At 64.6% G+C, this 24,496-nt stretch carries 19 protein-coding genes; 11 read left to right on the top strand and 8 right to left on the bottom strand.

What is annotated here, in order from left to right; translation table 11 throughout:
* Position 1 precedes the first annotated feature (1 nt).
* Both GTP69_RS19105 and GTP69_RS19100 read left to right on the top strand, forming a co-directional pair.
* A complete protein-coding gene (locus tag GTP69_RS19105; RefSeq protein ID WP_161056341.1) occupies positions 2-1,930 on the top strand; it encodes a putative bifunctional diguanylate cyclase/phosphodiesterase in 1,929 nt (642 codons plus the stop codon).
* Positions 1,931-1,950: 20 nt separating this feature from the next.
* On the top strand, positions 1,951-3,618 hold the full coding sequence (locus tag GTP69_RS19100) for a methyl-accepting chemotaxis protein (protein ID WP_161056340.1): 1,668 nt from the start codon (positions 1,951-1,953) through the stop codon (positions 3,616-3,618).
* On the opposite strand, the gene GTP69_RS19095 is transcribed toward GTP69_RS19100, so the two are convergent.
* Both GTP69_RS19095 and GTP69_RS19090 read right to left on the bottom strand, forming a co-directional pair.
* Positions 3,597-4,703, bottom strand: coding sequence for a Gfo/Idh/MocA family protein (locus GTP69_RS19095; RefSeq protein ID WP_161056339.1), 1,107 nt, complete (start codon positions 4,701-4,703; stop codon positions 3,597-3,599). The genes GTP69_RS19100 and GTP69_RS19095 overlap by 22 nt on opposite strands.
* A gap of 109 nt (positions 4,704-4,812) precedes the next feature.
* Positions 4,813-5,697, bottom strand: a complete 885-nt coding sequence (locus GTP69_RS19090; protein WP_161056338.1) for a LysR family transcriptional regulator — start codon at positions 5,695-5,697, stop codon at positions 4,813-4,815.
* A gap of 126 nt (positions 5,698-5,823) precedes the next feature.
* Between GTP69_RS19090 and GTP69_RS19085 the strand changes: the two genes are divergently transcribed.
* The 3 genes from GTP69_RS19085 to GTP69_RS19075 are packed head-to-tail and all read left to right on the top strand — an operon-like array spanning position 5,824 to position 8,711.
* Positions 5,824-6,933, top strand: coding sequence for an alkene reductase (locus GTP69_RS19085; RefSeq protein WP_161056337.1), 1,110 nt, complete (start codon positions 5,824-5,826; stop codon positions 6,931-6,933).
* Positions 6,934-8,031, top strand: coding sequence for an alkene reductase (locus tag GTP69_RS19080; protein ID WP_161056336.1), 1,098 nt, complete (start codon positions 6,934-6,936; stop codon positions 8,029-8,031).
* Positions 8,032-8,063: 32 nt separating this feature from the next.
* A complete protein-coding gene (locus GTP69_RS19075) occupies positions 8,064-8,711 on the top strand; it encodes a FecR family protein (protein ID WP_202424483.1) in 648 nt (215 codons plus the stop codon).
* On the opposite strand, the gene GTP69_RS19070 is transcribed toward GTP69_RS19075, so the two are convergent.
* Positions 8,701-9,690: a zinc-dependent alcohol dehydrogenase family protein gene (locus tag GTP69_RS19070; protein WP_161056335.1), complete on the bottom strand. Its 990-nt coding sequence runs from the start codon at positions 9,688-9,690 to the stop codon at positions 8,701-8,703. The genes GTP69_RS19075 and GTP69_RS19070 overlap by 11 nt on opposite strands.
* A 113-nt stretch (positions 9,691-9,803) precedes the next feature.
* Here GTP69_RS19070 and GTP69_RS19065 point away from each other — a divergent pair, with 113 nt between their 5' ends.
* On the top strand, positions 9,804-10,721 hold the full coding sequence (locus tag GTP69_RS19065; protein ID WP_161056334.1) for a LysR family transcriptional regulator: 918 nt from the start codon (positions 9,804-9,806) through the stop codon (positions 10,719-10,721).
* Here GTP69_RS19065 and fur read toward each other — a convergent pair.
* Positions 10,684-11,136: a ferric iron uptake transcriptional regulator gene (fur, locus tag GTP69_RS19060; protein ID WP_110848242.1), complete on the bottom strand. Its 453-nt coding sequence runs from the start codon at positions 11,134-11,136 to the stop codon at positions 10,684-10,686. The two genes, GTP69_RS19065 and fur, sit on opposite strands and share 38 nt — an antisense overlap.
* Before the next feature lie 143 nt (positions 11,137-11,279).
* Here fur and GTP69_RS19055 point away from each other — a divergent pair, with 143 nt between their 5' ends.
* The 4 genes from GTP69_RS19055 to GTP69_RS19040 all read left to right on the top strand — a co-directional run bounded on the left by GTP69_RS19055 (position 11,280) and on the right by GTP69_RS19040 (position 18,758).
* The gene (locus GTP69_RS19055; RefSeq protein ID WP_371868023.1) at positions 11,280-14,087 is read left to right on the top strand and encodes a PAS domain S-box protein; all 2,808 of its coding nucleotides are present in this window, start codon (positions 11,280-11,282) and stop codon (positions 14,085-14,087) included.
* A gap of 332 nt (positions 14,088-14,419) precedes the next feature.
* A complete protein-coding gene (locus GTP69_RS19050) occupies positions 14,420-15,700 on the top strand; it encodes a hypothetical protein (RefSeq protein WP_161056333.1) in 1,281 nt (426 codons plus the stop codon).
* A 2-nt stretch (positions 15,701-15,702) separates the two neighbouring features.
* Positions 15,703-16,137, top strand: a complete 435-nt coding sequence (locus tag GTP69_RS19045; RefSeq protein ID WP_161056332.1) for a phosphate ABC transporter substrate-binding protein — start codon at positions 15,703-15,705, stop codon at positions 16,135-16,137.
* A complete protein-coding gene (locus GTP69_RS19040; RefSeq protein ID WP_161056331.1) occupies positions 16,134-18,758 on the top strand; it encodes a bifunctional diguanylate cyclase/phosphodiesterase in 2,625 nt (874 codons plus the stop codon). The genes GTP69_RS19045 and GTP69_RS19040 overlap by 4 nt, the downstream gene beginning before the upstream one ends.
* On the opposite strand, the gene GTP69_RS19035 is transcribed toward GTP69_RS19040, so the two are convergent.
* Genes GTP69_RS19035 through GTP69_RS19025 form a run of 3 tightly spaced genes read right to left on the bottom strand, consistent with a single transcriptional unit; the run spans position 18,755 to position 22,724 of the window.
* Positions 18,755-20,857, bottom strand: a complete 2,103-nt coding sequence (locus GTP69_RS19035; protein ID WP_229261045.1) for a TonB-dependent siderophore receptor — start codon at positions 20,855-20,857, stop codon at positions 18,755-18,757. The two genes, GTP69_RS19040 and GTP69_RS19035, sit on opposite strands and share 4 nt — an antisense overlap.
* 41 nt (positions 20,858-20,898) lie before the next feature.
* Complete coding sequence (locus GTP69_RS19030) at positions 20,899-21,519, bottom strand: helix-turn-helix transcriptional regulator (protein WP_161056330.1); 621 nt, start codon at positions 21,517-21,519, stop codon at positions 20,899-20,901.
* On the bottom strand, positions 21,516-22,724 hold the full coding sequence (locus tag GTP69_RS19025; protein WP_161056329.1) for an MFS transporter: 1,209 nt from the start codon (positions 22,722-22,724) through the stop codon (positions 21,516-21,518). The genes GTP69_RS19030 and GTP69_RS19025 overlap by 4 nt, the downstream gene beginning before the upstream one ends.
* Before the next feature lie 201 nt (positions 22,725-22,925).
* Here GTP69_RS19025 and GTP69_RS19020 point away from each other — a divergent pair, with 201 nt between their 5' ends.
* Positions 22,926-23,456, top strand: coding sequence for a hypothetical protein (locus tag GTP69_RS19020; RefSeq protein WP_161056328.1), 531 nt, complete (start codon positions 22,926-22,928; stop codon positions 23,454-23,456).
* Here GTP69_RS19020 and GTP69_RS19015 read toward each other — a convergent pair.
* Entirely contained in the window at positions 23,398-24,429 is a 1,032-nt protein-coding gene (locus tag GTP69_RS19015; RefSeq protein ID WP_161056327.1) for a transporter, read from the bottom strand. The two genes, GTP69_RS19020 and GTP69_RS19015, sit on opposite strands and share 59 nt — an antisense overlap.
* Positions 24,430-24,496 lie beyond the last annotated feature (67 nt).

Here is a 24,496-nt window from a genome sequence, read left to right as displayed (position 1 = left end):
CATGAAACACACCATCAGCAGTTCGCGTCGTCTTATTTATATGTTACTGCTGCTGGTGATCGTCGCCAGTGTCACGCTGTCGATTTTCATGGAGCGCACCGCGCACAATATCCGCCACAATGAAACGCCGCTGCTGAACCGCACCATCCCGCAGATGCGTTACCTGGGCGATTTTGAAAGCGCCTTGCTGCGCTACCAGCTGGCGCTGGACAAACGGTTCACGGATTCGATCACGCCGGACCGCTTCCAATTCCTGGAAAGCATGGGCCGCAGCGAACTCGAAGCCACACTGGAGCAACTGCGTCCCAGCCTGGGCGATGGCCCGGAGCTGGGCGCACTGCGCGCCGCCTATCAGCGTATTATCCAGCTGACCCCGGAATTCTTACGCCAGGTCGACGTCAACCCGGCTGCTGCCCGCGCGGTGCTGATCAAAATGAACGAGGAAGTCAAGCAGCTGCGCCTGCGGGTCGACGGCCTGCAACAGGGCGTGGAAGACGACATCTACGACAACGGCTCCATGGCCAACCGCGCCATCGGCTGGATCACCGGCCTGGTACACGTGTTCGACGTGCTGGCGCTGGTGACTTGCCTGTTCATGCTGTACCACGTCCGGGCCCGGGTACGGGTGGAGGATGAACTGAGCCACCAGGCGCGCCACGATCCGCTGACTGGCCTGGCCCATCGCCGCAGTTTCGAGGCGCGCCTGGCGTCGCTGCCGGCGGTACCCCATGTAGTGGTGCTGGGTACGATCGACCGTTTCTCGCGCATTATCGGCGGTTTTGGCCACGCTTTCGGCGACCGCGTCATGATCGGCCTGGCAGCGCGCATCCGCAGCGCGTCGGAACGTCATGGCGGCGAGGTATTCCGCCTGGACGGCGCCAACTTCGCCATCCTGTTCCGCACCGATTGCAGCGACCTGGCCTTCGCCGAAGCGCTGTCGGTGCTGCGGGATGAAGTGCGCAATCCCTACGATTGCGAAGGTCACGAAATCTACACCACGTTGAGCCTCGGTGCGGTCAACTATCCGCAGCACGGCGCCAATCCGGACGTCCTGCTGCGCAATGCCGACGCCGCACTGCAAGCGGCGCGCAAGGCCGGCGGCGACCGGCTGGAGATCTACTCGCAACAACTGAATGCGGAAGCCGGCGAACGCCTGGACATGGAAGCGCTGCTGCGCCATGCGGTGGAACGCGAGGAACTGGAACTGCACTATCAACCGCAGCAATCGCTGGGCGATGGGAGCTTGATCGGCTTCGAGGCGCTGGTGCGCTGGCGCCGTCACGGCAAGCTGATTTCGCCGGCGGAGTTCATTCCGCTGGCCGAGGAATCGGGCCTGATCGTCTCGATCGGCAACTGGGTGCTGGAAGAAGCCGTGCGCCAGATCAGCGTGTGGCAGGCCGAAACCGGCCAGCGCGTGGCGGTGGCGGTGAACATCTCGCCGCGCCAGTTTGCCGCGCCGGGCTTCCTGGCGCATTTGGAAGACCTGCTGGCCACCACCCACGTCGATCCGTCCTGCCTGGAGCTGGAAATCACCGAGAGCGTGATGATGGAAGGCGCCGAAAGCGCGATCGCCTTGCTGCACCGCCTGCGTGCACTGGGCCTCAAGCTGGCCATCGACGATTTCGGCACCGGCTATTCCAGCCTGGCCTACCTGTCGCGCTTCCCGATCCACAAGCTGAAAATCGACCAGTCCTTCGTCCGCAATATGCATGCGGTCAGCGAACAGAGTGCGATTGTGCAGGCCACCATCAGCCTTGGCCATGCGCTGGGCATGACGGTGATCGCCGAAGGCGTCGAGACTGAAGTGCAGCGCGCCATGCTGAGTGCCTGGCGTTGCGACGAGATTCAAGGTTATTACTACAGCCGCCCGCTGCCAGCGGCATCTGCGCTGGACTTCCTCGAAGGCAGCCTGCAACTGCAGGCCGCATAAATCAGAATTAGGAGATCGACATGAACTGGTTCCGCAATCTGAAGATCGCAAAAAAGCTGAATGTGGTGGTGGCCGCCGTGCTGGCGATGATGATGGCGCTGGGGGTGTTCTCCGTGTTCCAGCTGTATGAGCTGGACCGCGTGACCAATGAAATCGACCACCGCTGGGCGCCGGGCGTGCGCAATGCGCTGGACATCAAGTACGGCCTGACGCGCTTCCGCACCTTTGAGCTGTTCCATGTGGTGTCGACCGAACCTGAAATCCTGCGCAAGTACGAGCAGGATATGGAAAGCCAGATGCAGCAGGTGCAGGCTTCGCTGAGCGCCTATGCTGCCCAGCCGCGCAGCAGTGCGGAACTGGACATCGTGGCGCAATTGCAGGTGTCGATGAACGCCTACCGTGGCGCGGTGCGCCAGGTGGTGGCCTTGTCGCGCCATGGCGACGACGCCGGCGCGCTGGCCGTGGTGAGAGGCGAATCGCGCAAGTACGACTTTGAGGCGATGGGACTGATCGACAAGCTGGTCGCCATTAATGAAGCGGGCAGCGCCCAGGCGGCGCTGTCGGCGGACCAGACTTACCGCCATGCGCGGCACCTGATTTTCGCCTTCATGGCCGGTGCGCTGGTGCTTGGCCTGCTGCTGGCGGCGCGTGTGGCGCGTATGATTTCGGTACCGCTGGCGCGTGCCGTGGAGATGGCGCGCCGGGTGGCGGAGGGCGACCTGCGGGTGGATGCCGATATCGCCGGCCGCGATGAAACCGCCGAACTGCTGCGCGCCATGAACCAGATGAGCACCAACCTGCAACGCATGGTGACGCAGGTACGAGGCGGTACCGACACCATCGCCACCGCGTCGGCGCAGATTTCCGCCGGCACCAGCGATCTGTCGCAGCGCACCGAAGGCCAGGCGGCCACGCTGGAGGAAACCGCCGCCACCGTGGAAGAACTGACTACCACCGTCGCCCACAACGCTGGCAGGGCGGAGCAGGCGCACAAGCTGATGGATCAGACTGCGGCTGTGGCGCGTGAAGCGGAAGTGGCGGTATCGGCGGTGACGGCGACCATGGAACGCATCAGCGCCTCGTCGCGCCGCATCGGCGACATCGTCGGCCTGATGGACGGCATCGCCTTCCAGACCAATCTGCTGGCGCTGAATGCGGCAGTGGAAGCGGCACGCGCCGGCGAACAGGGACGCGGTTTTGCCGTGGTGGCGAGCGAAGTGCGGGCGCTGGCCCAGCGTAGCGCGCAGTCGGCCAAGGAAATCAAGGACCTGATCGCGCAGTCGCTGACGGAAGTGAACGGCGGCGGCCAGGCCGTGAAGAACGCCAGCGCCACCATCGACGATGTTGTGCAGGGCGTGCTGCGCGGCGCCACGCTGATGGGCGATATCAGCAGCGGCACGCGGGAGCAGAGCCTGGGCCTGCAACTGGTGAACCGCACGCTGGCCTCGATGGACAGCGTGACCCAGCAGAACGCCACGCTGGTGGAAGAATCGCTGGCCGCCATCGTCTCGTTGCAGGAACAGGCGGAGCGCCTGGCGCGCAGCGTCAGCGTGTTCAGGCTGACCGGCAGCGCCAGGCAAGAGCTGGCGGTGATCGAGATGCCGCAGCCGCAGCGCCCACGCAGCCGGCCGGCGCCGGTCTACAGCACCGGCATGGCATCGTCGGGCTACGTGGCGGGACTGGTCTGAACCCGGCGGCCATCGGCGTTCGATAGCTCGATGTTGTCGATCAGCCGGTGCATCGCCAGCGCATCGGCGAAGGTTGGCGCGAGGTGCGTACCGTCGCGCAGGTCGCTGGCGTAGGCGGCGTACAGGTTGGCCAGTTCCAGCTGGCTGCCGCCCAGTGTATTTGGCGGCAGCCAGTTGTACTGGTCCGGCACCGGCAGCACTTTCATCGGCTGGCTGTCGCCTTGCGCGCCTTCGATGATGTTGAAGGCCTGGCCGAAGCTGGTGCTGTTGGAGATTTTTAGGTCGCCGCTGGAACCGGTCAAATCCAGCTGCCAGCCATAGTTATTGCGCTTGCCGGCTTCCAGATGCGCCGTCAGCACGGCACCGTTGGCGAAGCTGCCATTCACCACCACCTGGTCGGCCAGCGTGTGCGGCAGCGTTTCGCCGGTTTCGATCAGCGTCACCTGTTTGAACTGGTTGACGGCTAATGCGCTGATGCTGGTCGGGTGGCCCAGCATGCTGAACACGGCGTCGAAAAAATGGCCGCCGTAGATGTGCAGCAGGCCGGAATAATTCTGTTGCGGGACGGTGAAGTACAGCGCCTGCAGCCGCGAGGACTGGAAGTACTCGACGCTGACGTGCAGCCGCGCCGAACGCAGTTCGCCGATATAGCCGTCGCGCACCAGGTCGCGCACATAGCGGTAGTCGGCGCCGAAACGGCGCTGCAAGCCGGCCAGGTGACGCACGCCGGCCTTGTCGGCCAATGCGATCAGTTCCTGCGTCAACGCGGTGCGCGGCGTCAGCGGCCATTCGCTGTAGACATCCTTGCCGGCGGCGATGGCGGCGCGGATCGCTTCTTCATGGCTGGGCGCTGGATTCAGCACCAGCACCAGATCCACCTCGGGATGCGTGACCAGCGCCTGCAATGAGTTGACTGCATGCGGAATGCCGTGGCGCGCCGCGACGGCGTCGGCCTTTTCCTGGCTGCGGCTGTAGATCGCGGTAATCGCATACTGCGGCAGCAGCTGGAGGGAAGGGATGTGGCCATATTCGGCCCAATTGCCGGCGCCGACGATGCCGACACGGATTTTCTGATTGGCGTTCATGGTTCCTCTTTGCGTCAAAAGTGAGAGGAATACAGTGTGCCGTCGGCGCTTTGCGGAATAAAGGGGATGCAGTTCCGAACTTATCGGAGCTAAATGTCCTTAATATGTCCTAAATACGCATATTCGCCACCACGTAATCGATGAAGGCGCGCAGCTTGGGCGAGGCGTGGCGGCTGGCTGGCCACAGCATGGAGAAGGTCACCGTCTGGTCCATATAGTCTTCCAGGATAATCTGCAGGCGGCCGGTTTTCAGCTCATCGTCGACGATGAAGGTAGGCAGGAAAGCGATGCCTTCGCCCTCCAGCAGCGCATAGGTGATTGCTTCGATGGTGGTGCAGGTCATACGCTCCTTCAGCAGCGGATCGGCGACGCCTTCGGCCAGCCGGAAGGGCCAGCGCTCGATGCGGCCGGTGGCCGGGAATTTATGCAGCAGGCAGGCATGCTGCGCCAGTTCGGATGGATGCGATGGCGTGCCGTGCTGCTGTAAATAGCTGGCCGCTGCCACTACTACCTGCTTGCAGGAGCCGATGCGGCGCGACGCCAGCCGGGAATCGCTCTGCGCACCGGTGCGGATGACGGCATCGAAGCCTTCCTCGATGATGTCCACCATGCGGTCGGAAAGGTCGATATCCAGCGCGATATCGGGATAGCGGCGCATGAAACCTGTCATGGTCGGCATCAGCAATCCGGTCAACTGCGGCGCGCTGACGCGCAGTCGGCCGCTCGGTGTGCCCGACAATTCAGATAATTCCGCCTCTGCCGCCTCCACCTCGCTGAGGATGCGGCGGCAGCGCTCCAGGAATAGCTGGCCCTCCGCCGTCAGCGTGATGCTGCGGGTGCTGCGGTGGAACAGGCGCACCCGCAGCCGCTCTTCCATGCGGGCGATGCTCTTGCCGACGGCGGACGACGACACGCCGAAGTGCGCCGCAGCCCTGGTAAAGCTGCGCATCTCGGCCACGGTGACGAACATCGAAATTCCGCTAAGGCTGTCCATCTTGTTTTTTCCTAATGCTGGTGTGATTGCGGAAGTATCTGTCCGATATCTTGCGAATGCAAGCCTATTTATCTTCAATTGGTCAGTCCGTATATTCCCTCCATCGCAATCTCACTGGAGAAAATCATGAACAAGCTGATGTCCGCAGTTACCGTAGGCCCTTACACTTTCAACCACCGCGTGGTGCTGGCGCCGCTGACCCGCATGCGCGCCGAAGCTGGCGCCCGCCCTGGCGCGCTGATGGCGGAATACTATGCTCAGCGCACCTCGCCGGGCGGCTTCCTGATCGGCGAAGCGACCATCGCCGCCGAAAACGGCAACGGCTACCTCGGCGCACCGGGCCTATATGAAGACAGCCAGATCGCCGGCTGGAAGCAGGTCACCGACGCCGTGCAAGCCAGGGGCGGCAAGATCTTTTTGCAGCTGTACCACGCCGGCCGCCAGTCCAACAAGGATGTGCAACCGGCCGGCAGCATTCCGGTCGGGCCGTCGGAAGTGCCGCACGGCGGCGTGGCCTATACCACGGAAGGCTGGGTGGCCAATACGCCCAACCGCGCACTGACCATTGCGGAAATCGAAGGCCTGGTGGAGAACTTCCGCCAGGCGGCGGCACGCGGCAAAGAGGCCGGCTTCGATGGCGTCGAGCTGCACGCGGCCAACGGCTATCTGTTCGACCAGTTCCTGCAGGACGGTAGCAACAAGCGCACCGATATCTACGGCGGCTCTTTCGAGAACCGCGCGCGCTTCCTGCTGGACGCCACCCGTGCCGTGATTTCGGTCTGGGGCAGCGACAAGGTGGCGGTGCGCATCGGCCCAAGCGGCAATTGGGGCGATATGTCGGACCGCGATCCGGAAGGCCTGTTCACCTACGTGGCGCAGCAGCTGGCTGGCCTGAAGCTGGCTTACCTGCACCTGATCGAGCCGCGCATCGCCGGCAATATCGAGGACGAGAGCAAGAACCAGGCGCCGGTGGCCGCGCAACTGATCCGCAAGCATTACGCCGGCACGATCATCGCCGCTGGCGGCTTTGACGGCGCGGCGGCCGAAGCGATCCTGCAAGCGGGCGACGCCGACCTGGTGGCATTCGGCCGCCACTTCATCGCCAACCCGGACCTGCCAGCACGCCTGCGCAACGGCTGGCCGTTGAACGACTACGACCGTCCTAGCTTCTTCGGCGGCACGGCAGTGGGCTATACCGACTATCCGTTCTATCAACCCGAGTCGCTGGCAGCGTAAATGGATAAATTATTTACGCCACTGCGCTTCAGCGGCCGTGCCTTGTCGCATCGCGTGGTACATGCACCGACCACGCGCCTGCGCGCCAACGCCGACGACAGCCCGAGTGAATTGATGGTGGAGTATTACCGTCAACGGGCGTCGGCCGGAGGTTTGATCATTACGGAATCCACGCACGTTTCGTGCGACAGCCGTGGCTATCTGGGTGCGCCGGGGATCTATGAGGATCACCACATTCCCGGCTGGCGCAAGATCGCCGATGCGGTGCATGACAAGGGTGGCCTGCTGTTCATGCAGCTTGGGCATGATGGCCGCCAGTCGCACGTTGACCTGACAGGCGGTCCGCTGCCGATCGCACCGTCGGTGGTGCCGTTCGAGACCGACGTGCTGACGCAGGACGGCTGGGTGCCGGCCTCGCCGCATCGCGCCATCGATGTGGAGGAAATCCAGCGCGTGATCGGTTACTATCGCCGCGCCGCCGAACGCGCCAAGGCGGCGGGACTGGATGGCGTCGAACTGCACGCCGCCAACGGCTATCTGGTGGATACCTTCCTGCAGGACGGCACCAACCTGCGCACCGATGCCTATGGCGGCAGCATCGCCAAGCGGGCGCGCTTGATGCTGGAGCTGGCGGAAGTGCTGGTGTCGGTGTGGGGCGCGGACAGGGTTGGCGTGCGCCTGTCGCCGAGCGGGCAGTGGGGATCGGTGTCGGATTCCGATCCGCAGGCGACCTTCAGCCATGCCGCGCGCGCGCTGGATAATTTTGGCCTGGCTTATCTGCACATCATCGAGCCGCGCGTCAAAGGTGTGGAGACGCTGGATGATCGCCCGCCGGTGGCTGCCGAGATGCTGCGCAAAGTATTCAGCGGCGCCATTATCGCGGCCGGCGGATTCGATGGCGAGGGCGCCGAGGCGGTGCTGCGCAAGGGCGATGCCGACCTGGTTGCCTTCGGCCGCTTCTTCGCTTCCAATCCGGACCTGCCATATCGCCTGAAGCACCGTTTGCCGTTGAACGCCTACGACCGCTCGGCATTTTGGGGCGGCACGCATGTGGGCTACACCGATTATCCGTTCCACGAGCCGGCATCCGTGGTATAAAACCGCCTGTTCATATCTTGTACAGGTGTCGTATGCGAATACTGGTGGCGTTGCTGCTGTGGGGCGCTGCTACTTGCGCCATGGCGGCGCAGGTGGCGGGCGTGGTGGTGCAGGTGAGTGGCGCGATGAGCGCGCGTTCGCCGTCTGGCGCGGTCAAGGCCTTGCAGGCCAAGTCGGAGGTGGAGAGCGGCGATACGCTGGTCACCGCCGCCGGCGCCTACGCGCTGGTGCGCTTCATCGATAACAGCGAGTTGACGCTGAAGCCGGGGACCACGGTGGTGGTCGACCAGTTCTCGTTCGACAGCACCAAGCCGGAAAGCGACCGCGCCGACTTCACGCTGGTGAAAGGCGGTTTGCGTTCGGTGACCGGCTTGCTGGGTAAGCGCAGCAAGGAAAAGTTTGCGGTCAAAACGCCTAGCGCCACCATCGGCATTCGCGGTACCACCTTCTTCCTGGAGTACCTGACGGCGCCGGTGTCCGGCCTGGAGCCGGGCCTGCATGTGCATGTCAGCGCCGGCGGCATCTCCATCGTCAACAGCGCCGGCGAGTTCCGTTACGATCCGGGGCAGTTTGGCTACATCAAGGATGACCGCTCCAAACCGGTCAAGATGTTCGCCAATCCGGGCATGCAGTTCGCACCGCCGGCTTCCTTCGGCGAGGCGGATACGCTTATACCGTAAGCTCGACCACCACTTTGCCTTTGGCCGTGCCTTCGCCGAGGGCGCGATGGGCGGCGCTGACGCTGTCCGCCGTCAGCGTGTAGCGCGTCGGGTCTAGCAGCACTTTCAGTTTGCCGGCGGCGGCCACCACGCTGGCTTCGCGCATGATGTCGCCATGGTGGGCGCGGCCTTCACCGCTGATCAGCGGCAGCAGCGTGAACACGCCGGAGTAGGTGGCGGCGCGGAACGACAGCGGCGCCAGCGCATGCGTGCCCCAACCAAGACAGCTCACCACATGGCCATGATAGCGGCGCGCGGCGCGGAACGAGGCGTCCAGCACGGCGCCGCCGACGGTGTCGTAGACGATGTCGAAGCCTTCGCCGCCGGTGTGCTGCTGTACGTAGTCCTCAACCGGCGTGTCGCGGTCGATGAAGACGGCGCCCAGGCTTTCGATGACAGCGCGCTGGCCGGTGCTTCCGGTGGCATACACCTGCGCGCCATGCGCCACCGCCAGTTGCACCGCCATGTGGCCGACGCCACCGGCGCCGCCTTGCACCAGCACTGTTTTGCCAGCGCTGACGCGGGCGCGGTCCACCAGACCTTCCCATGCAGTGATAAAGATCAGCGGCAGCGCGGCGGCATCGCGCATCGGCAGCTGTTCCGGCATGCGGGCCAGCAGGCGCGCATCCACCGCCGCGTAGTCGGCCAGCGAACCGGCCACGCCGCCGACGCCACCGGTCATGCCGTAGACGCGATCGCCCGGCACGAAGCCTTGCACGCCGTCGCCGACGCTATCGACCACGCCGGCCAGGTCGATGCCCAGCACCGCCGGCAGCACGGCGCGCGCATGATCGGCCTTGCCGGCGGCGATTTTGGTGTCGAGCGGATTGACGCCGCTGGCGTGCACCTTCACCAGCACCTGGCCAGGGCCGGCGGCGGGACGCGCGATATCCTGTTGGGTGAGCGGGGTGCCGAAGGTATTCAAAACGATGGCTTGCATGATGACTCCTGTCGTTGGATGATGGAGTCATTCTGACGCAGCCGCGTGGTGGGAAAAACAGGGCAAGCTGGGACGCAGTATCCCGCAATCGCGAATAATCAAGGAGAAAACGGATGGACAGGCTGGATGCGTTGAAGGTGTTTTGCGCCGTGGTCGATGAGGGAGGCTTCAGCCGCGCGGCGGCCAAGCTGGGGATCTCCACTTCGTCAGTCACGCATCAAATCGGCCTGCTGGAGACGCATTTCGGCGTCCGGCTGCTGAACCGCACCACGCGCAGCATGTCGCTGACGGACGAAGGCCGCCGCTGCATCGAACAGGCGCGCCGCCTGCTGGACGAGATGGACGATCTGGAATCTAACCTGAGCGACGCACTGCACGAACCGCGCGGCAGCCTGCGGGTCGACATGCCGGGCATCCTGGCGCAGGGCTACGTGGCGCCGGCCCTGCCGCGCTTCCTGGCCGCCTATCCGGAACTGAGCGTGCGCCTGACGGCCAGCGATCGCCTGATCGACATGGTGGATGAGGGCGTGGATGTGATGCTGCGCATCGGCGAGCTGGCGGATTCCGCGCTGATCGGCCGCAGTATTTTCAGCAACCGCTATATCTGCGCCGCCGCGCCGTCGTTCATCGCGCAGCACGGCCAGCCGCAGCATCCGGATGACCTGGACCGCCTGCCATGCCTGAACTTTGTTTATCCGAAGGCGCGCCAGATCCGGCCATGGGCCTTCCAGCAGGACGGCCAGCCGTTCACTGCCACGCCGCGCGGCGTGGTGGCGATGGACCATGTGGATTCGCTGATCGCCATGGCGGTGCAGGGCGGCGGCGTGGTGCAGCATCTGACGGTGTCGCTGATTGCGCCGCTGCGCAGCGGCGCGCTGGCGCCGTTGCTGGAGCCGTGGCAGGCGGCCGGGCCGGACGTGTCTGTGCTGTACCCGCAGCGCCATCAGCGCGCCGCCAAAATCAAGGTGTTTGTCGACTTTGTGGAAGAGCTGTTCAGGAACGCCGCAGCTTCTTGGCGCCCATCGGCTTGATGCTGGCGGCGCAGTCGCCGCAAAAGCCGTACAGCGACAGCGAGTGCTCGTGCAGCACGAAGTTGCGCTCCGCCGCCACGGCCTCCTGACGCTGCTCGATTTCGGCGTCGAGGAATTCTTCCATCTTGCCGCAGTTGGTGCAGATCAGGTGGTCGTGGTGGCCGCCTTCGTTCAGTTCAAACACCGACGCCACCGACTCGAAATGGCGGCGAATCAGGATGCCGGCATCGGCAAACTGCATCAGCACGCGGTAGACCGTGGCCAGGCCCATGTCGATATTTTCATCGTGTAGCAGGCGATACACATCGTCCGCGCTCAGGTGCTTGCTCTTCGATTCCTGGAACAATTGCAGGATGCGTAACCGGGGCAGGGTGGCTTTCAAGCCGAGTTTGCGCAATTCTTGAGGGATATCCATGTGTCTCTATATGATAATGATTCCTATTCTCACCATGTTAGCTGAAATTTATTTTGTTAGCAATGCACGATTGCAGCAGTGTGCGTTTTTTCTGTATTAGACAAAGCTATAATCCAGCAACCTTATTTATTCCTGTTTTCCCTGTGACTCCACCATTCCTGCAAGGCGGCGGCCAACTCGCGCACATCATCGCTGCCTACGACTGGAGCCAGACTGCGCTGGGGCCGATGGCCGGCTGGCCGCAATCGCTGCAAACTACGGTGGCGTTGATTTTGCGCTCGCCGGTGCCGATCGTCACGCTGTGGGGCGAGCCGGGGGTGATGATTTATAACGACGCTTATTCGCTGTTTGCCGGCGGCCGTCACCCACAGCTGCTGGGCACCAATGTGCGCGAGGGCTGGGCCGAGGTGGCCGACTTCAACGACCATGTGCTGAAGGTGGGGCTGGCCGGCGACACGCTGGCTTACGTCGACCAGGAGCTGACGCTCCACCGCTCCGGCAAGCCGGAACAGGTATGGATGAATCTCGACTACTCGCCGATCCTTGACGAGGCGGGCGTGCCGGTCGGCGTGATGGCGATCGTCATCGAGACATCGGCCAAGGTCAAGGCGGAGCGCGCGCTGCAGGAGGAGAGTGAGCGTCTGCGCGCTAGTGAGAACACCTTCCGCACGCTGGCCCAGACCATGCCTAACCAGGTGTGGACTTCCAGCGCCGACGGCATCGTCGACTGGTTCAACGATCAGGTGTATCGCTATACCGGCACGCCGGCGGGAGAGATGGACCGCGAGCGCTGGCGCCAGATGGTGCATGACGACGACCGCGACGCCGCCGGCGATTTATGGTTTGCTGCGATTGCCGCTGCCCAGACCTATGAAACCGAATTCCGCATCCGCCGCGCCGATGGCGACTGGCGCTGGCACCTGGTGCGCGCGCAGCCCATCGTCGACGCGCAAGGCGTGGTGCAGCGCTGGGTCGGCACCAATACCGACATCCAGGACCAGAAATCGACCGCCGCCATGTTGCAACGGCAGGTGGCCGAGCGCACCGCAGAGCGCGACCGCATGTGGCAATATTCCACCGACGTGATGATGGTGACGGACCTGGAAGGCTGGGTCAAAGCTATCAACCCGGCCTTTACCCGCCTGCTGGGCTGGGAGCCGGCCGAAGTGGTGGGCACCTCGGTGTACACCCTGATCCATCGCGATGACCTGGACGCGTCCAAGGCGGAAATGGCGTCGCTGGCCAGCGGCGCTGTCACCTTCAAATTCGAGAACCGCACGCAGCGCAAGGGCGGCGGCTATGCCATCCTGGCGTGGACGGCGGCCCCGGACGCGCGCTTTGTGCACGCCGTGGGCCGCGACATGACGGCGGAACGGGCCGCGGCGGAAGAGATGAAGCGCACCGCCGCCGCGCTCCAGCAGTCGCAGAAAATGGAAGCCATCGGCAAACTGACCGGCGGCGTGGCGCATGACTTTAACAATCTGTTGCAGGTCATCTCCGGCAACCTGCAACTGCTGGCCGGCGACGTGGCCGGCAATGCGCGCGCCGAGCGGCGGCTGGACAACGCGCTGGCCGGCGTCACGCGCGGTGCGCGGCTGGCCAGCTACCTGCTGGCCTTCGGTCGCCGCCAGGCGCTCGATCCGCGCGTGGTCAAGATCGGCCGCTTCATCGCCGGCATGGAAGACATGCTGCGCCGCAGTCTGGGCGAGGAGATCGAGGTCGAGATGGTGATTTCCGGCGGCTTGTGGAATACGCTGGTCGATACCACACAGGTGGAAAACGCGGTGCTCAACCTGTGCATCAATGCGCGCGATGCGATGGACGGCGCCGGCAAGCTGACGATTGAAGTCGGCAACGCCTATCTGGACGATGCCTACGCGCTGGCGCATCCGGAGCTGCATCCCGGCCAGTACGTGATGATCGCCGTCAGCGACACCGGTACCGGCATGACGCCGGAAGTGCTGGAACAAGCCTTCGATCCTTTCTTCTCCACCAAGCCGGAAGGCAAGGGCAGTGGCCTCGGGCTGTCGATGGTGTACGGCTTTGCGCGCCAGTCGGGCGGGCATGTGAAGATCTACAGTGAGCTGGGTAACGGCACCACCGTCAAGCTGTACCTGCCGCGCTCCACGGAGGCCGAGGATGCGCCGCTGCCGCCGGAAACCCGCGCCATCATCGGCGGCAAGGAGACCATTCTGGTGGCGGAGGACGACGAGGGCGTGCGCGCCACCGTGGTCGAGCTGTTGAGCGAACTGGGTTACCAGGTGCTGAAGGCCGGCGACGCCACCAGTGCGCTCAGCATCATCGACAGCGGCATGCAGATCGACCTGCTGTTCACCGACGTGGTGATGCCTGGTCCGTTGCGCAGTCCGGACCTGGCGCGCAAGGCGCGCGAGCGGCAGCCTGGCATGGCGGTGCTGTTCACCTCCGGCTATACCGAGAACGCCATCGTCCACGGCGGCCGGCTCGACGCCGGCGTCGACTTGCTGGGCAAGCCCTACACGCGGGAAGCGCTGGCGCGCAAGATCCGCCATGTGCTGGGCAATCGCCAGCAGCAATTGCAGGTGACGGCGGAACTGGCGGCGCCGCTGCCGGCGCCGACGGAACCGGCGCGGGCGGGCGTCAACCGCATCCTGCTGGTGGAGGACGAGCCGGAGCTGCGCGACACCACCGCCGAGCTGCTGGAACTGCTCGGCCATCAGGTGCATGCGGCTGGCGATGCCGCCAGTGCACTGGCGCTGCTGGCCGCGCATCCGGTCGACGTCATGCTGACCGATATCTCGCTGCCCGATATGTCGGGCGAAGTATTGGCGGCCAAGGCGCGCGCCGCGCATCCGGAACTGCGCATCATCTACGCCAGCGGCCAGCATCCCAACGCGCCGCTGGAGCGCGCGCAATTGCTGTTGAAGCCATACAGTATCGACAAGCTGATCCTCGCATTAGCGCAAGGATAAGATGGCGGATAGTGCAAGCTATCCGTCATCATTTTGATATCTCAATTGCCAATATATTACGCCAATATGTGAGTTTTGGAGAGAATTGTCGATATATGTTGCCTTAAGGCATCGACAGTTTCATGAAAGCGGTATAAAGTTCATCTATCCGAATAATTCGTCGGATCGGCACCCCAGCCTTGTGCCTCGCGCGTCCCTAGCGGCTTCCATAGCCGGCCTGACGCCGAACAATCTTCCCATTCAGTCTCAAGAACAGACGCCGCCCAGCGCAGTCCGCGCTCGCGTGTGCGCGCCATGACGGTGGGGTTGCCGATGCAGATGACAGGAACCGTATGACCGTAAACCTCGCGCCGAAACCACCAGCCTCCGTGACCGCCACGGCCGCTGTGCTGATGCTGAGCTGCTGTGCAGCCCTGGCAGGCGAGTCCGCGACCGTGAGTGTGGCGGAGGAGGATGGTCTGCATTGGACCTTCGGCGGTTTCGGCACGCTGGGTGTGGCGCGCAGCAATGGCGACCAGGCCGACTTTACCGCCAATTACCTCAGTCCGGGCGCGGTCGGTTATAGCCGGCAGTGGGGCGCGACGGTGGACAGCCGCGCCGGCGTGCAGGCCGGCGTGCACCTCAATCGCGACTGGTCGGCGGTGGTGCAACTGGTGTCCGAGCGCACGCTGCGCAACGGCTACGCGCCTGCGGTGGAGTGGGCGTATGTGCAGTACCGCGCCACGCCGGACCTGAGCCTGCGCGCCGGCCGCATTACACTGCCGCTGTTCCTGGCCGGCGATTACCGCAAGGCCGGCTACGCGCTGCCGTGGGTGCGGCCGCCGGTGGAGTTGTATGGCACGATTCCGCTGTCCAGCAGCGACGGCGTGGATCTGAGCTACCGCTGGCAGACCGGCGCCGCCAATCACGTCACGCAGTTCTTTTACGGCCGCACCGACATTCCGGTGACACCGGTCGCGCGGGCGCGGGCGCACGGCCTGACCGGTGTGTCGCATACCACCACGGCCGGCGCGCTGACCTTGCGCGCCAGCGCACTGCGCGCGGATCTGAGCGTGGACATCGCCCGTCCCTTGTTTGATGGCCTGCGCCAGTTCGATGATCAAGGCGAGGCGCTGGCCGAGCAGTACGAGCTCGATCCCAAGCACGCCTATGTCGCTACGCTGGGCTTCAACTATGATCCGGGCCGCTGGTTCGCCATGGGCGAGATCGCGCGCATGAACGCCCACTCCTATCTAGGCGACAAAACCGCCGCCTACCTGAGCGCCGGCTATCGCTACCACGACCTGACGCCGTACGTGATCTATGCGGTATCGCGCCCGAATGTGCCGAACAGCGTGGCGGGCCTGGACCTGGCCGGCCAGCCGAGGCAGCGCATGGCGGCCGGCGCGCAACTGAACGGCGGCCTGAATCAGCTGCTGGCGGCGATCGCACGCCAGAGCACTGTTAGCGCCGGCGTGCGCTGGGACTTCCATTCCGGTTACGCGCTCAAGCTGCAATACGACCGCATCCTGCCGCAACAGGGTTCGACCGGCACCTTCATCAACGTACAGCCGGGCTTCCGCGCCGGCCAGCCGGTGTCGCTGTTCAGCGCCGCTGTGGATTTCGTGTTCTGACCATGGCGACGCTCCTTTCCCGTCTGCGCTGGTGTCTTGTGGTGTGCCTGCTGTGTAGCGGCATGGCCGGCGCCGCCGATTTCGTGGTGGTGGTGTCCGCCCGCAATCCGCTCAGCGCGCTGCGCGCCGACCAGGTGGCGGCGATCTTCCTCGGCCAGAGCGGCCGTTTCCCCGGCGGCGCCGAGGCGGTGGCGCTCGACCTGCCGCTGGGCAGCCCGCTGCGCAACGACTTCTACGCCACGGTGGCAGACCGCACGCCGGCGCTGATGAAAGCTTATTGGACCAAGATGGTGTTCACCGGACGTGGCCAGCCGCCACGCGAACTGGCCAACAGCGTCGCCGCGCGCAAGCTGGTGGCCGACAATCCGGCCATGATCGCCTACATCGACAAGTCGGCGCTGGATGCCAGCGTCAAAGCCCTACAGGTGACGCAATGAACTCTGCCAAGGAAACCCTGCGCGCGCGCTGGCTGCGCCGTGGACTCGACACCCATGTGTCACTGCCGCTGTTTGCCTTGCTGCTGCTGGTGGCGATCTGGCTGGTGACCTTCCACGAGATCGACGCCGAACGCCAGCACGCGCAGGACGCCGCCGCCGACTCGCTGCACGAAATGCTGGGCACTTACGAAGCCCAGGTGGCGCGCAGCATTGACGGCATCGACCAGACCTTGCGCATGCTGAAGTATGCGGTGGAGCGCAAGGGGCCACTGGGCGCCTTGCCGGAGCTGGGCCGCGAAGGCCTGCTGCCGCCGGGCGTGGTGTTCGTGGTCAGCATCGTCGACCGCAACGGCGTGACGGTGGCCAGCAATCCGCGCGCGCTGTCGATCTCTGTCGCCGACCAGGGCTATTTCAAGTTCCACCAGGAGCGCGACAGCGGCGCCACTTTCGTCAGCCCGGTGCTGCGCGACGCCGCCAACAGCGAATGGCATTTGCACTTCACGCGCCGGCTGGATGATGTGGACGGTAATTTCGCCGGCATCGTCATCGTCGAAACGGATCCGGCCTATTTCACCAGCAGCTATGAGCGCAGCCGGCTGGGTGAGCGCGGTATGCTCGGATTGGTGGGATCGGACGGCGTGGTGCGGGCGCTGCGCACCGGCGACAAGATGTCCTTCGGCCAGCGCCTCGGCACCGCCGATGGCGAAATCGAAAACCAGATCGGCGGCAAATACAGCGGCATGAGCGAACTGCATGGCATCGCGCTGAATGTGCTGGTGGGGCTGGACGAGCAGGAACTGATGGCTGGCTTCGAGCGTCAGCGCCGCGAAAAACTGTGGGAGGCCACCACGCTCAGCGCCGGCCTGCTGGTGTTCACCGTGCTGGCCTGGCTGTGGTCCTGGCAAGGCGCGCGTGCGCGTGCCCGCATGCGGCGCGCGCAGGAAACCTATGCGGCGGCGTCGGAGGCCAGCATGGATGCGTTCTTCGTCATGCGCGAAGTGCGCAACAGCGATGGCGTGATCGTCGACTTCAAGATCGTCGACGCCAATATCCGCGCCGCGCAGATGACCGGCACCAGCAAGCAAGACCTGTGCAGAACCACCTTGTGCCAGCTGATACCGGCGGCGCGCGGCAACGGCATGTTGAAGGGCCTGAGCGAAGTGATCGCCGTCGGCGGCATGCACGAACAGGAATGGCAGAACACCGTGCCGCAATTGCGCGCGCGCTGGCTGCACCAGCAGGTGGTGGCGGTGCAGGGCGGGATCGTGGCGATTGTGCGTGACATCTCGGAGCGCAAGGCGGCCGAGGAACGCATGCTGCACCTGGCCCACCACGATACGCTGACCGGCCTGCCGAATCGCAGCCTGATCTCCGACCGGCTGGAGCACACCATCGCCCAGGCTCGCCGCAACGGCGGTGCGGTGCTGGTGGCGTTTATCGATCTGGATGGTTTCAAGCTGGTCAACGATGGCCTGGGCCACAACGCCGGCGACGAACTGCTGAAGGTGGTGGCCGAGCGCATGTCCGGCTGCCTGCGCGCCAGCGATACCGTCGGCCGCTTCGGCGGCGACGAATTCGTGCTGCTGTTGGACGAACCGGCATCGGTGATCGATGCGGCGCCGGTGCTGGAGCGGGTGCGCGAGGCGGTGCTGAAATCGATCAGCGTCAGTGGTCAGGAAGTGCAGGTCAGTTGCAGCATTGGCGTTGCCGTGTATCCGAACGATGGCGGCGACGCCGGCACGCTGCTGATGAACGCCGATGCCGCCATGTACCGCGCCAAGGAACTGGGCAAGAACAACATCCAGTTCTACACCCGCGAGATGAACGCCAGCATCGAGGAAAAGCTGGTGCTGCTGGAAGGCTTGCGCTGCGCGCTGGATGACGGCCAGTTCCGCCTGGTGTACCAGCCCAAGGTGGACCTGCGCACCGGCCGCGTGTTCGGCGTCGAGGCGCTGGTGCGCTGGGACCATCCCGAGCATGGCGTGATCGGGCCGGACCGCTTTATTCCGCTGGCCGAGGAAAGCGGCATGATCATCGCGCTGGGCGACTGGGTATTGCGCAGCGCCTGCGCGCAGAACCGCGCCTGGCAGCGTGCCGGCTTGGCGCCGCTGCGGATTTCGGTCAACGTCTCGCCGCGCCAGTTCGAAGATCCGCAACTGGTGGAGCGCGTGCAGCGCGCGCTGGCCGACAGCGGCCTGGCGGCGGAATGGCTGGAACTGGAAGTGACGGAAGGCGTCATCATGCGCGACTTGCAGCAGGCCGTGGCCAAGATGGCGGCGGTGCGGGCCATGGGCGTGTCGCTGTCGATCGACGATTTCGGCACCGGCTATTCCAGCCTGTCGGCGCTGAAGTCGTTCCCGATTTCGACGCTGAAGATCGACAAGTCGTTCGTGCGGGATCTGGGACGCAGCAGCGGCGACGAGGCGATTGCCAGTTCCATCATCGGGCTGGCGCACCGCCTCAAGCTGCGTGTGATTGCGGAAGGCGTGGAGACCGAACAGCAGCGCAGCTTCCTGCGCGAGAACGGCTGCGACGAGATGCAGGGCTATCTGTTCAGCCGCCCGCTGCCGCCGGAACAACTGGCGCAGCTGCTAGTTGCGCCAGTCATTGAAGCCGCTTAGTAGGTCCAGCTCAGCGTGGCGCTGCCGTTGCGCGGCGCCGCATACAGCGACTGCGTCCAATACAGGCTGGTCAGATACTTCTTGTCGGTGACGTTGTTCAGGTTGAGCGACAGCGACAGGTGCTTGTCGATTTCGTAGCGCGCCATCAGGCCCAGCGTGGCGTACGATGGCTGTACGGTGCGGATGCCCGGCTCCTGGTCAGTCGAGGTCTCGCTCTGCCACGCCAGCGTGGCGCCCACTTTCAGCTTCGGCTCGGCCGGCAGGCGGTAGGTGGTGTTGGCGCGCAGCGTGGTGCGCGGCACGTAGGTCCGTACCGTGACGCCGTTGTCGCCCTTGATCGAGGTCAGGCGGGTCAGGCCGGCGCTTGCTTCCCAGCCTTTGGCCAGTTCGCCCGAGCTGTCGAATTCAAAGCCCTTCGATTCGGCATTGATGCCGCGATAGTAAGCCTTGGCGCCGATGATGCCGGCCTGCTCGGCGGTGTTTTCCTGCTTGGTCTGGAAGATGGCGCCCGACACATTCAGCTTGTTGTTGAACAGCGCGGCTTTCAGGCCGGCTTCGGTGGTCTTGCCTTCGACCGGATCGAGCGGCACGCCGTTGGCGTCGGTCTCGCTTTGCGGATTAAAGATCTGCGTGTGGCTGGCGTAGCCCGACAGCTCGCGGGTGATGTCATACACCACGCCCACATACGGCGTGGTCTTGCTGGCGGACTTGTACTTGCTGGTGCCGTAGGACTCGCCGCTGCTGCGCGCGCGGGTGCTGTTCAGGCCGGTCAGCACTTTCCAGTCGTCGGCCAGGTTGAAGCGGGCCGCCAGGTAGACCGTGTTGCGGCGGTCTTCGTAGTGGCTGCCGTCGTAGGCGGCGTCGAAGGTCGGCATCGGATAGCTGCCATCAAACGCGGTCTGGCCCGGCAATTCGGTGCCGATGCCCTGGCCGTAGTTGGAGAAGTCGCTCAGTTTGGAGCGCGACCAGCTGTAGCCGAAGGCCAGGTCGTGCTGGCGGCCGCCCAGCGTGAACTTGCCGTCCACCGCGATATCGGCCAGCGTCTGTTTCTGGTCGGCGCCGTATTGCGACGGGTAGGCATACAGGCCGCCACCCACGCCCTTGACCGGGGTGCCGTAGACGTACTGCAGGTCGGAGTCGGACTTGTCGGTGATGTAGTTCAGCGTGCCTTGCACGTGCCAGCCCTGGCCGAGGTTGTGGTTCAGCTCGGCGAAGGTGCTGTTGGTGGTGGTGTCCCAGCGCGACCATTTGGCCGAGGTGCTGGTGCCGATTGGATAGTTGGTCGGCGTGCCGTCGGTGTAGTACAGCGGCAGCGCGCCCCACATCGGGCCCTTGTCGCGGTTGGTTTCGTAGGTGTGGCCGACAGTCAGCAGGGTGTCCTTGCTCAGGTGGGCGTCGACCACGGCGTAGGCGACGTCTTTCTTCGGCGAATAGCGGTCCAGGTAGGAATCGCTTTGCTGGTGCACCAGCACGGCGCGGCCGGCGACGGTGCCGCTTTCGTTCAGCGCGGTGCTGACGTCGCCTTCAATGCGGCGGTCGTTCCACGAACCGACGGTGACGCTGGCGCTGGCCTGGGTGCCGACGGTCGGGCGCTTGCGGATGAAGTTGACGGTGGCGGACGGATTGCCGGTCGACGCCATCAGGCCGTTGGCGCCGCGCACCACGTCGATGCGCTCGTACAGCGCGGTGTCGAGATCGCCCTGGATGTTGCCGAAGACGACAGGCATGCCGACGCCGTCATACTGGAAGTTGACGATGTCGAAGCCGCGTGCGGTGTAGTAGGTGCGGCTGGTTTCGACTTTTTCGACGGTGACGCCGGTGGTGGTGGCCAGCACCTGGTTGATGTTGTCCAGCTTGAAGTCGTCCATCAGCGCGCGGCTGACCACCGAGATCGATTGCGGCGTTTCGCGCAGCGACAGCTCCAGCTTGCCGGCCGACTTGGTGGCGCGGGCGGTGTAGGAGTCCTGCTCCGAGGCGCCGGTCACGGTGACCGTCTGCAACTGCGTTTCAGGGACATCGTCGGTGGCGGCCAGGGCGTGGCTGGTGTAAATCATCGACAGCGCCAGCAACATGGGACGCAGGGGCAGGTGACGGGGCATGCACAACTCCTTAATAAGAATCGAAATGAGAACGATTCTTATTATATCTTCTTGATGACATACACGCAACGTCGCGCGCCGGCCAGCATGTGCTCCACGCGACCGACCGAGCAATCCGGCCCCAGCACGCGCTGGAACAGGTCCAGCTCCGAGCGGCAGAATTGCTGGCATTGCTTGGCGGCGGCGCAGATCGGACAGTGGTTTTCCACCAGCAGCAGGCTGCCGTCGGCCTGGGTTTCGATGTCGGCCATATAGCCTTCGGCGCTGCGCGCCTGCGCCAGCGCCTGCACGCGCTCGGGCAGGTTGCGGGCGGCGGCCAGGTGCTGGCGGTAGTCGCGTTCGCTGTTTTGTTCGCGCGAGGTGATCAGCTTTTCCAGGCCGGCGTTGCCGAACAGGCTGCGCACCTGGTCGATCAGCTGCACGGTCAGCTCGGCGTGGCGGTCGGGGAAGCGGGCGTGGCCGGCTTCGGTGAGCAGCCAGCGGCGCGACGGCCGGCCCGGCTTGTCGGCCACGTCTTCATAGGTGACCATGCCTTTTTCCTGCCACGCTTCCAGTTGCTTGCGGGCGCCCATCGAGGTCAGGTCCAGCAGCGCAGCCAGTTGCTGGGCGGTTTGCGGGCCGCGCGTCTTGATCAGGAAGAGCGTGTGGTCGGCGGTGTTCATGCCGTCACCTCCGTGTGCATGCTGTGGTGCCAGCTGAGCATGCGCCAGGCCGACCAGGCGGTGAGGGCGGCGCCCAGCAGCAGGATCAGGCGGGTGTCGATCAGCGTCAGCACCGCGCCGACCAGCGCCATGATGATGTTGGCCAGGCAGAAGGTGGTGGAAATCAGTCCCATCACCGCGCCCTGGCCGTGGGCGCCGCCGAAGCGTTCGGCGCAGTAGTTGGGGACGATGGCGTTGTAGAAGGAATGTGGAATGCCGTACAGGACGATGCACAGTATGCCGAAGGTGGCGTTGCTGGCCGCCAGCGCGGCGATGATGGCGGCCACGGCAAACGCATAGCGGCGCGCGCGCAGCAGCGGTTCGCCCTGGAACGGACGGCCGGCAACTATGGTGGTGGCGGTCATCACGGCGCACATGGCGGCGGTGGTCCAGGCGATGCCCTGGGCGCCGTAGCCCGGCACTTCCACCAGCCACAGCGGGTAGAACTCGTAGAAGCCGGTGACGCCGCAGGTGTAGGCCAGGGTGATGATGAACAGGCTGCGCAGGTCCGGCTCGCGCAGCAGGTTGAGCGCGTGGCGGTGACGCGCCACTTGCCACCAGGAGGTGGTGGCGTCGGATGGGGCTTCTTTCGGCAGCGTGATGGCGACCAGCGCGGCCACCAGCAGCAGCGCGGCGACGGCGACCCAGAACGGTGTGGTGATACCGAATTGCAGCGTGGCGCCGGCCAACAGCGGTCCGGCCAGCCAGCCCATGTAGAAGGCGCCGTTCAGCCACGACAGCGCTTTGCGGCGCAGGTCGCCTTCGAGGCGGTCGGCCAGCAGCGCGCGGGCCACCGAGCCGCTGCCTTCCAGCAGGCCGGTGACGAAGCGGGCGATGATGAACAGCGGGTAGTTTTCAATCAGCAGCGCGGCGGCGGTGACGGCGTGGCCGATGGCGGCGCCGACCGCGGTAATCAGCAGTACCGGACGGCGGCCGTAGCGGTCGGACATCGGGCCGAGCAGGGCGGAGCCGATCAGCAGGCCGATCGGGTTGATGGTCAGTGCCAGGCCGAACAGCAGCTTGGGCGGCAGGCCGAGGAAGGTGTTCAAGCCGTTGGTGGCGCCCGCCGCAAACAGCGGCGGCAATATCGGATACGGCAGCGCCGCGCCGATCGTGGAAAGCAGGGCCAGCAGGCAAGCGGAGAAGATGAACAGGGACGTTTTCATGTCCGCTACTGTACTGTCGGTTGGATAATAAGTAAACGAAAAAGTTTATTTATTGAGGTTGATCTGACTCAACCTTGCTCAGCTTGCCAGATGCTAGCCTGTTGGCTGGTGGGCGTGGCGGCGCTGAATTCCACCTTGGTACTCGTCGTGGTCAAGCTGTTGCAGGTATGATGCGGGCATTACTATCGACGCCATCTCAACATGAAAGACTGGTTTGCCGGCGAGCGCGGAGCGTATTTTTTCCTGTTGCTCGGCATCGGCCTGATCGCGCTGTTTGGCGTGCTGGAGTACCGTTTTCCCAAGGCGGAGCAGCTGGAGACGGCGCGCGGTCGCGTGCTGTGGCAGCAGGAGACGCACGGAGCGATGTATTTCATCCTGTCGGATAAACAGCAACTGGTGCTGTACACCAAGGGCGACCCCGACATCCGCCAGCGCCAGACGATTCGCGATGCGGAGCTGTATCCGGTCAGCGTGAAATTCTATCGTCAGCAAAAAGCCGGCACCGGCTTTGCGCCGGGCGATTTTTATACCGCTTACGTGGTGGCGGTCGGCGGCAAGGAGGTCGCCAGCCTGGATCAGGTGCGCAGCGCCTATCGTCGCGACAACCTGACCGCACTGGTGCTCGGCATCTTGGCCACCCTGGCCGGCACATGGCGGGTGCGGATGCTGAAGTTCAGTCCGCACCCACGTCGCGCTGACGGCGGAAGGCCAGCCAGCCGGCGATCACGGTAAAGCTCGCCACGATCACCACCACCACCAAAAAGCCATGCTCGGACTGGGCCAGCGGAATGCCGCCCACGTTCATCCCCATCAGGCCGGCGATGATGTTGATCGGCAGCGCCAACACGGTCACCACGGTCAGCACGAACAGGCTGTGATTGTTGGCCTCGCTGGCCAGCGCCGCAATCTCCTCCTGGATCAGCTTGATCCGTTCCTGCAGCGACGCCATGTCCGCCAGCACCATCGAGAATTCCTCGGTCGACTGCCGCAACTCCTGCGCGTCGATCTCGGCCATCCAGGCCGGCGGCTTTTGCAGCAGGCGGAACAGCGCGGACGGTTCCGGCGCCAGCAGACGCTGCAGCCGCACCAGCACCCGTCGCAAGGCGCCCAGGCTGGCGCGCTTGGTGGTCAGCTTGCCGGCCAGCAGATTATCTTCGATGCCGTCAACGGTGCTGATGGCGTCACGCACGATCTTGATCAGCGCATCGGCCTGGTCGCGCAGCAGGTGGATCAGCAGTTCGACCGACGAGCGGATCGGTTCACCGTTGCGCACCGCATTGCGCAGGCTGTCCACCGCGCGCAGCGGCTTGCGGCGCGCGCTGATGACGATTTGCTTGTCAACGCTCAGCCACAGCGTGGAAATGTCGGACGGCTCGAAGGTGAAGTCGTGCACCACGTCATTGACCACCGCCACCAGCGTGTTGTCGGCCAGCTCGATGCGGGTCGAGCGCGGGCCTTCGTGCAGGCTGTCGTAGAACTCTTCCGCCAGCTCGGTGTGCTCGTGCAGCCATTTTTCGCTGGCGGTGTTGGCCAGGTTGTAGTGCAGCCAGATGAATTCCTGCGGCGTCTGTTCGCGCTCTTTGAGCCAGCGGCAGGCGGCGTCGGTGTCCAACGGGATCGCCTTGCCGTCGCCGTCGCGGCCGAACAGATAGCCGCATACCAGGCCGGATTGATCGGAGCCGTAGGACAGTGGCGCAGCTTGCATGCAGATTCTCCATCAGGGATGAGCTGGAGCCGCCTGCGCCGGACGGCTCCGGATGTACAGCGTGTAT

The organism is Duganella levis (assembly GCF_009857605.1).
In the GTDB taxonomy this organism is placed as follows: Bacteria; Pseudomonadota; Gammaproteobacteria; order Burkholderiales; family Burkholderiaceae_D; genus Rugamonas; species Rugamonas levis.
Note: the sequence above shows the minus strand (reverse complement) of the source record. Positions and strands in the feature narration are given on the sequence as shown.

Coding starts and splice junctions, on each gene's coding strand:
- GTP69_RS19080 (WP_161056336.1), top strand. CDS start 6,934: ATGGATAAATTATTTACGCCACTGCGCTTCAGCGGCCGTGCCTTGTCG.
- fur (WP_110848242.1), bottom strand. CDS start 11,136: ATGGATATCCCTCAAGAATTGCGCAAACTCGGCTTGAAAGCCACCCTG.
- GTP69_RS19035 (WP_229261045.1), bottom strand. CDS start 20,857: ATGCCCCGTCACCTGCCCCTGCGTCCCATGTTGCTGGCGCTGTCGATG.
- GTP69_RS19070 (WP_161056335.1), bottom strand. CDS start 9,690: ATGCAAGCCATCGTTTTGAATACCTTCGGCACCCCGCTCACCCAACAG.
- GTP69_RS19075 (WP_202424483.1), top strand. CDS start 8,064: ATGCGAATACTGGTGGCGTTGCTGCTGTGGGGCGCTGCTACTTGCGCC.
- GTP69_RS19065 (WP_161056334.1), top strand. CDS start 9,804: ATGGACAGGCTGGATGCGTTGAAGGTGTTTTGCGCCGTGGTCGATGAG.
- GTP69_RS19100 (WP_161056340.1), top strand. CDS start 1,951: ATGAACTGGTTCCGCAATCTGAAGATCGCAAAAAAGCTGAATGTGGTG.
- GTP69_RS19020 (WP_161056328.1), top strand. CDS start 22,926: ATGAAAGACTGGTTTGCCGGCGAGCGCGGAGCGTATTTTTTCCTGTTG.
- GTP69_RS19040 (WP_161056331.1), top strand. CDS start 16,134: ATGAACTCTGCCAAGGAAACCCTGCGCGCGCGCTGGCTGCGCCGTGGA.
- GTP69_RS19015 (WP_161056327.1), bottom strand. CDS start 24,429: ATGCAAGCTGCGCCACTGTCCTACGGCTCCGATCAATCCGGCCTGGTA.
- GTP69_RS19085 (WP_161056337.1), top strand. CDS start 5,824: ATGAACAAGCTGATGTCCGCAGTTACCGTAGGCCCTTACACTTTCAAC.
- GTP69_RS19095 (WP_161056339.1), bottom strand. CDS start 4,703: ATGAACGCCAATCAGAAAATCCGTGTCGGCATCGTCGGCGCCGGCAAT.
- GTP69_RS19050 (WP_161056333.1), top strand. CDS start 14,420: ATGACCGTAAACCTCGCGCCGAAACCACCAGCCTCCGTGACCGCCACG.
- GTP69_RS19090 (WP_161056338.1), bottom strand. CDS start 5,697: ATGGACAGCCTTAGCGGAATTTCGATGTTCGTCACCGTGGCCGAGATG.
- GTP69_RS19045 (WP_161056332.1), top strand. CDS start 15,703: ATGGCGACGCTCCTTTCCCGTCTGCGCTGGTGTCTTGTGGTGTGCCTG.
- GTP69_RS19105 (WP_161056341.1), top strand. CDS start 2: ATGAAACACACCATCAGCAGTTCGCGTCGTCTTATTTATATGTTACTG.
- GTP69_RS19030 (WP_161056330.1), bottom strand. CDS start 21,519: ATGAACACCGCCGACCACACGCTCTTCCTGATCAAGACGCGCGGCCCG.
- GTP69_RS19025 (WP_161056329.1), bottom strand. CDS start 22,724: ATGAAAACGTCCCTGTTCATCTTCTCCGCTTGCCTGCTGGCCCTGCTT.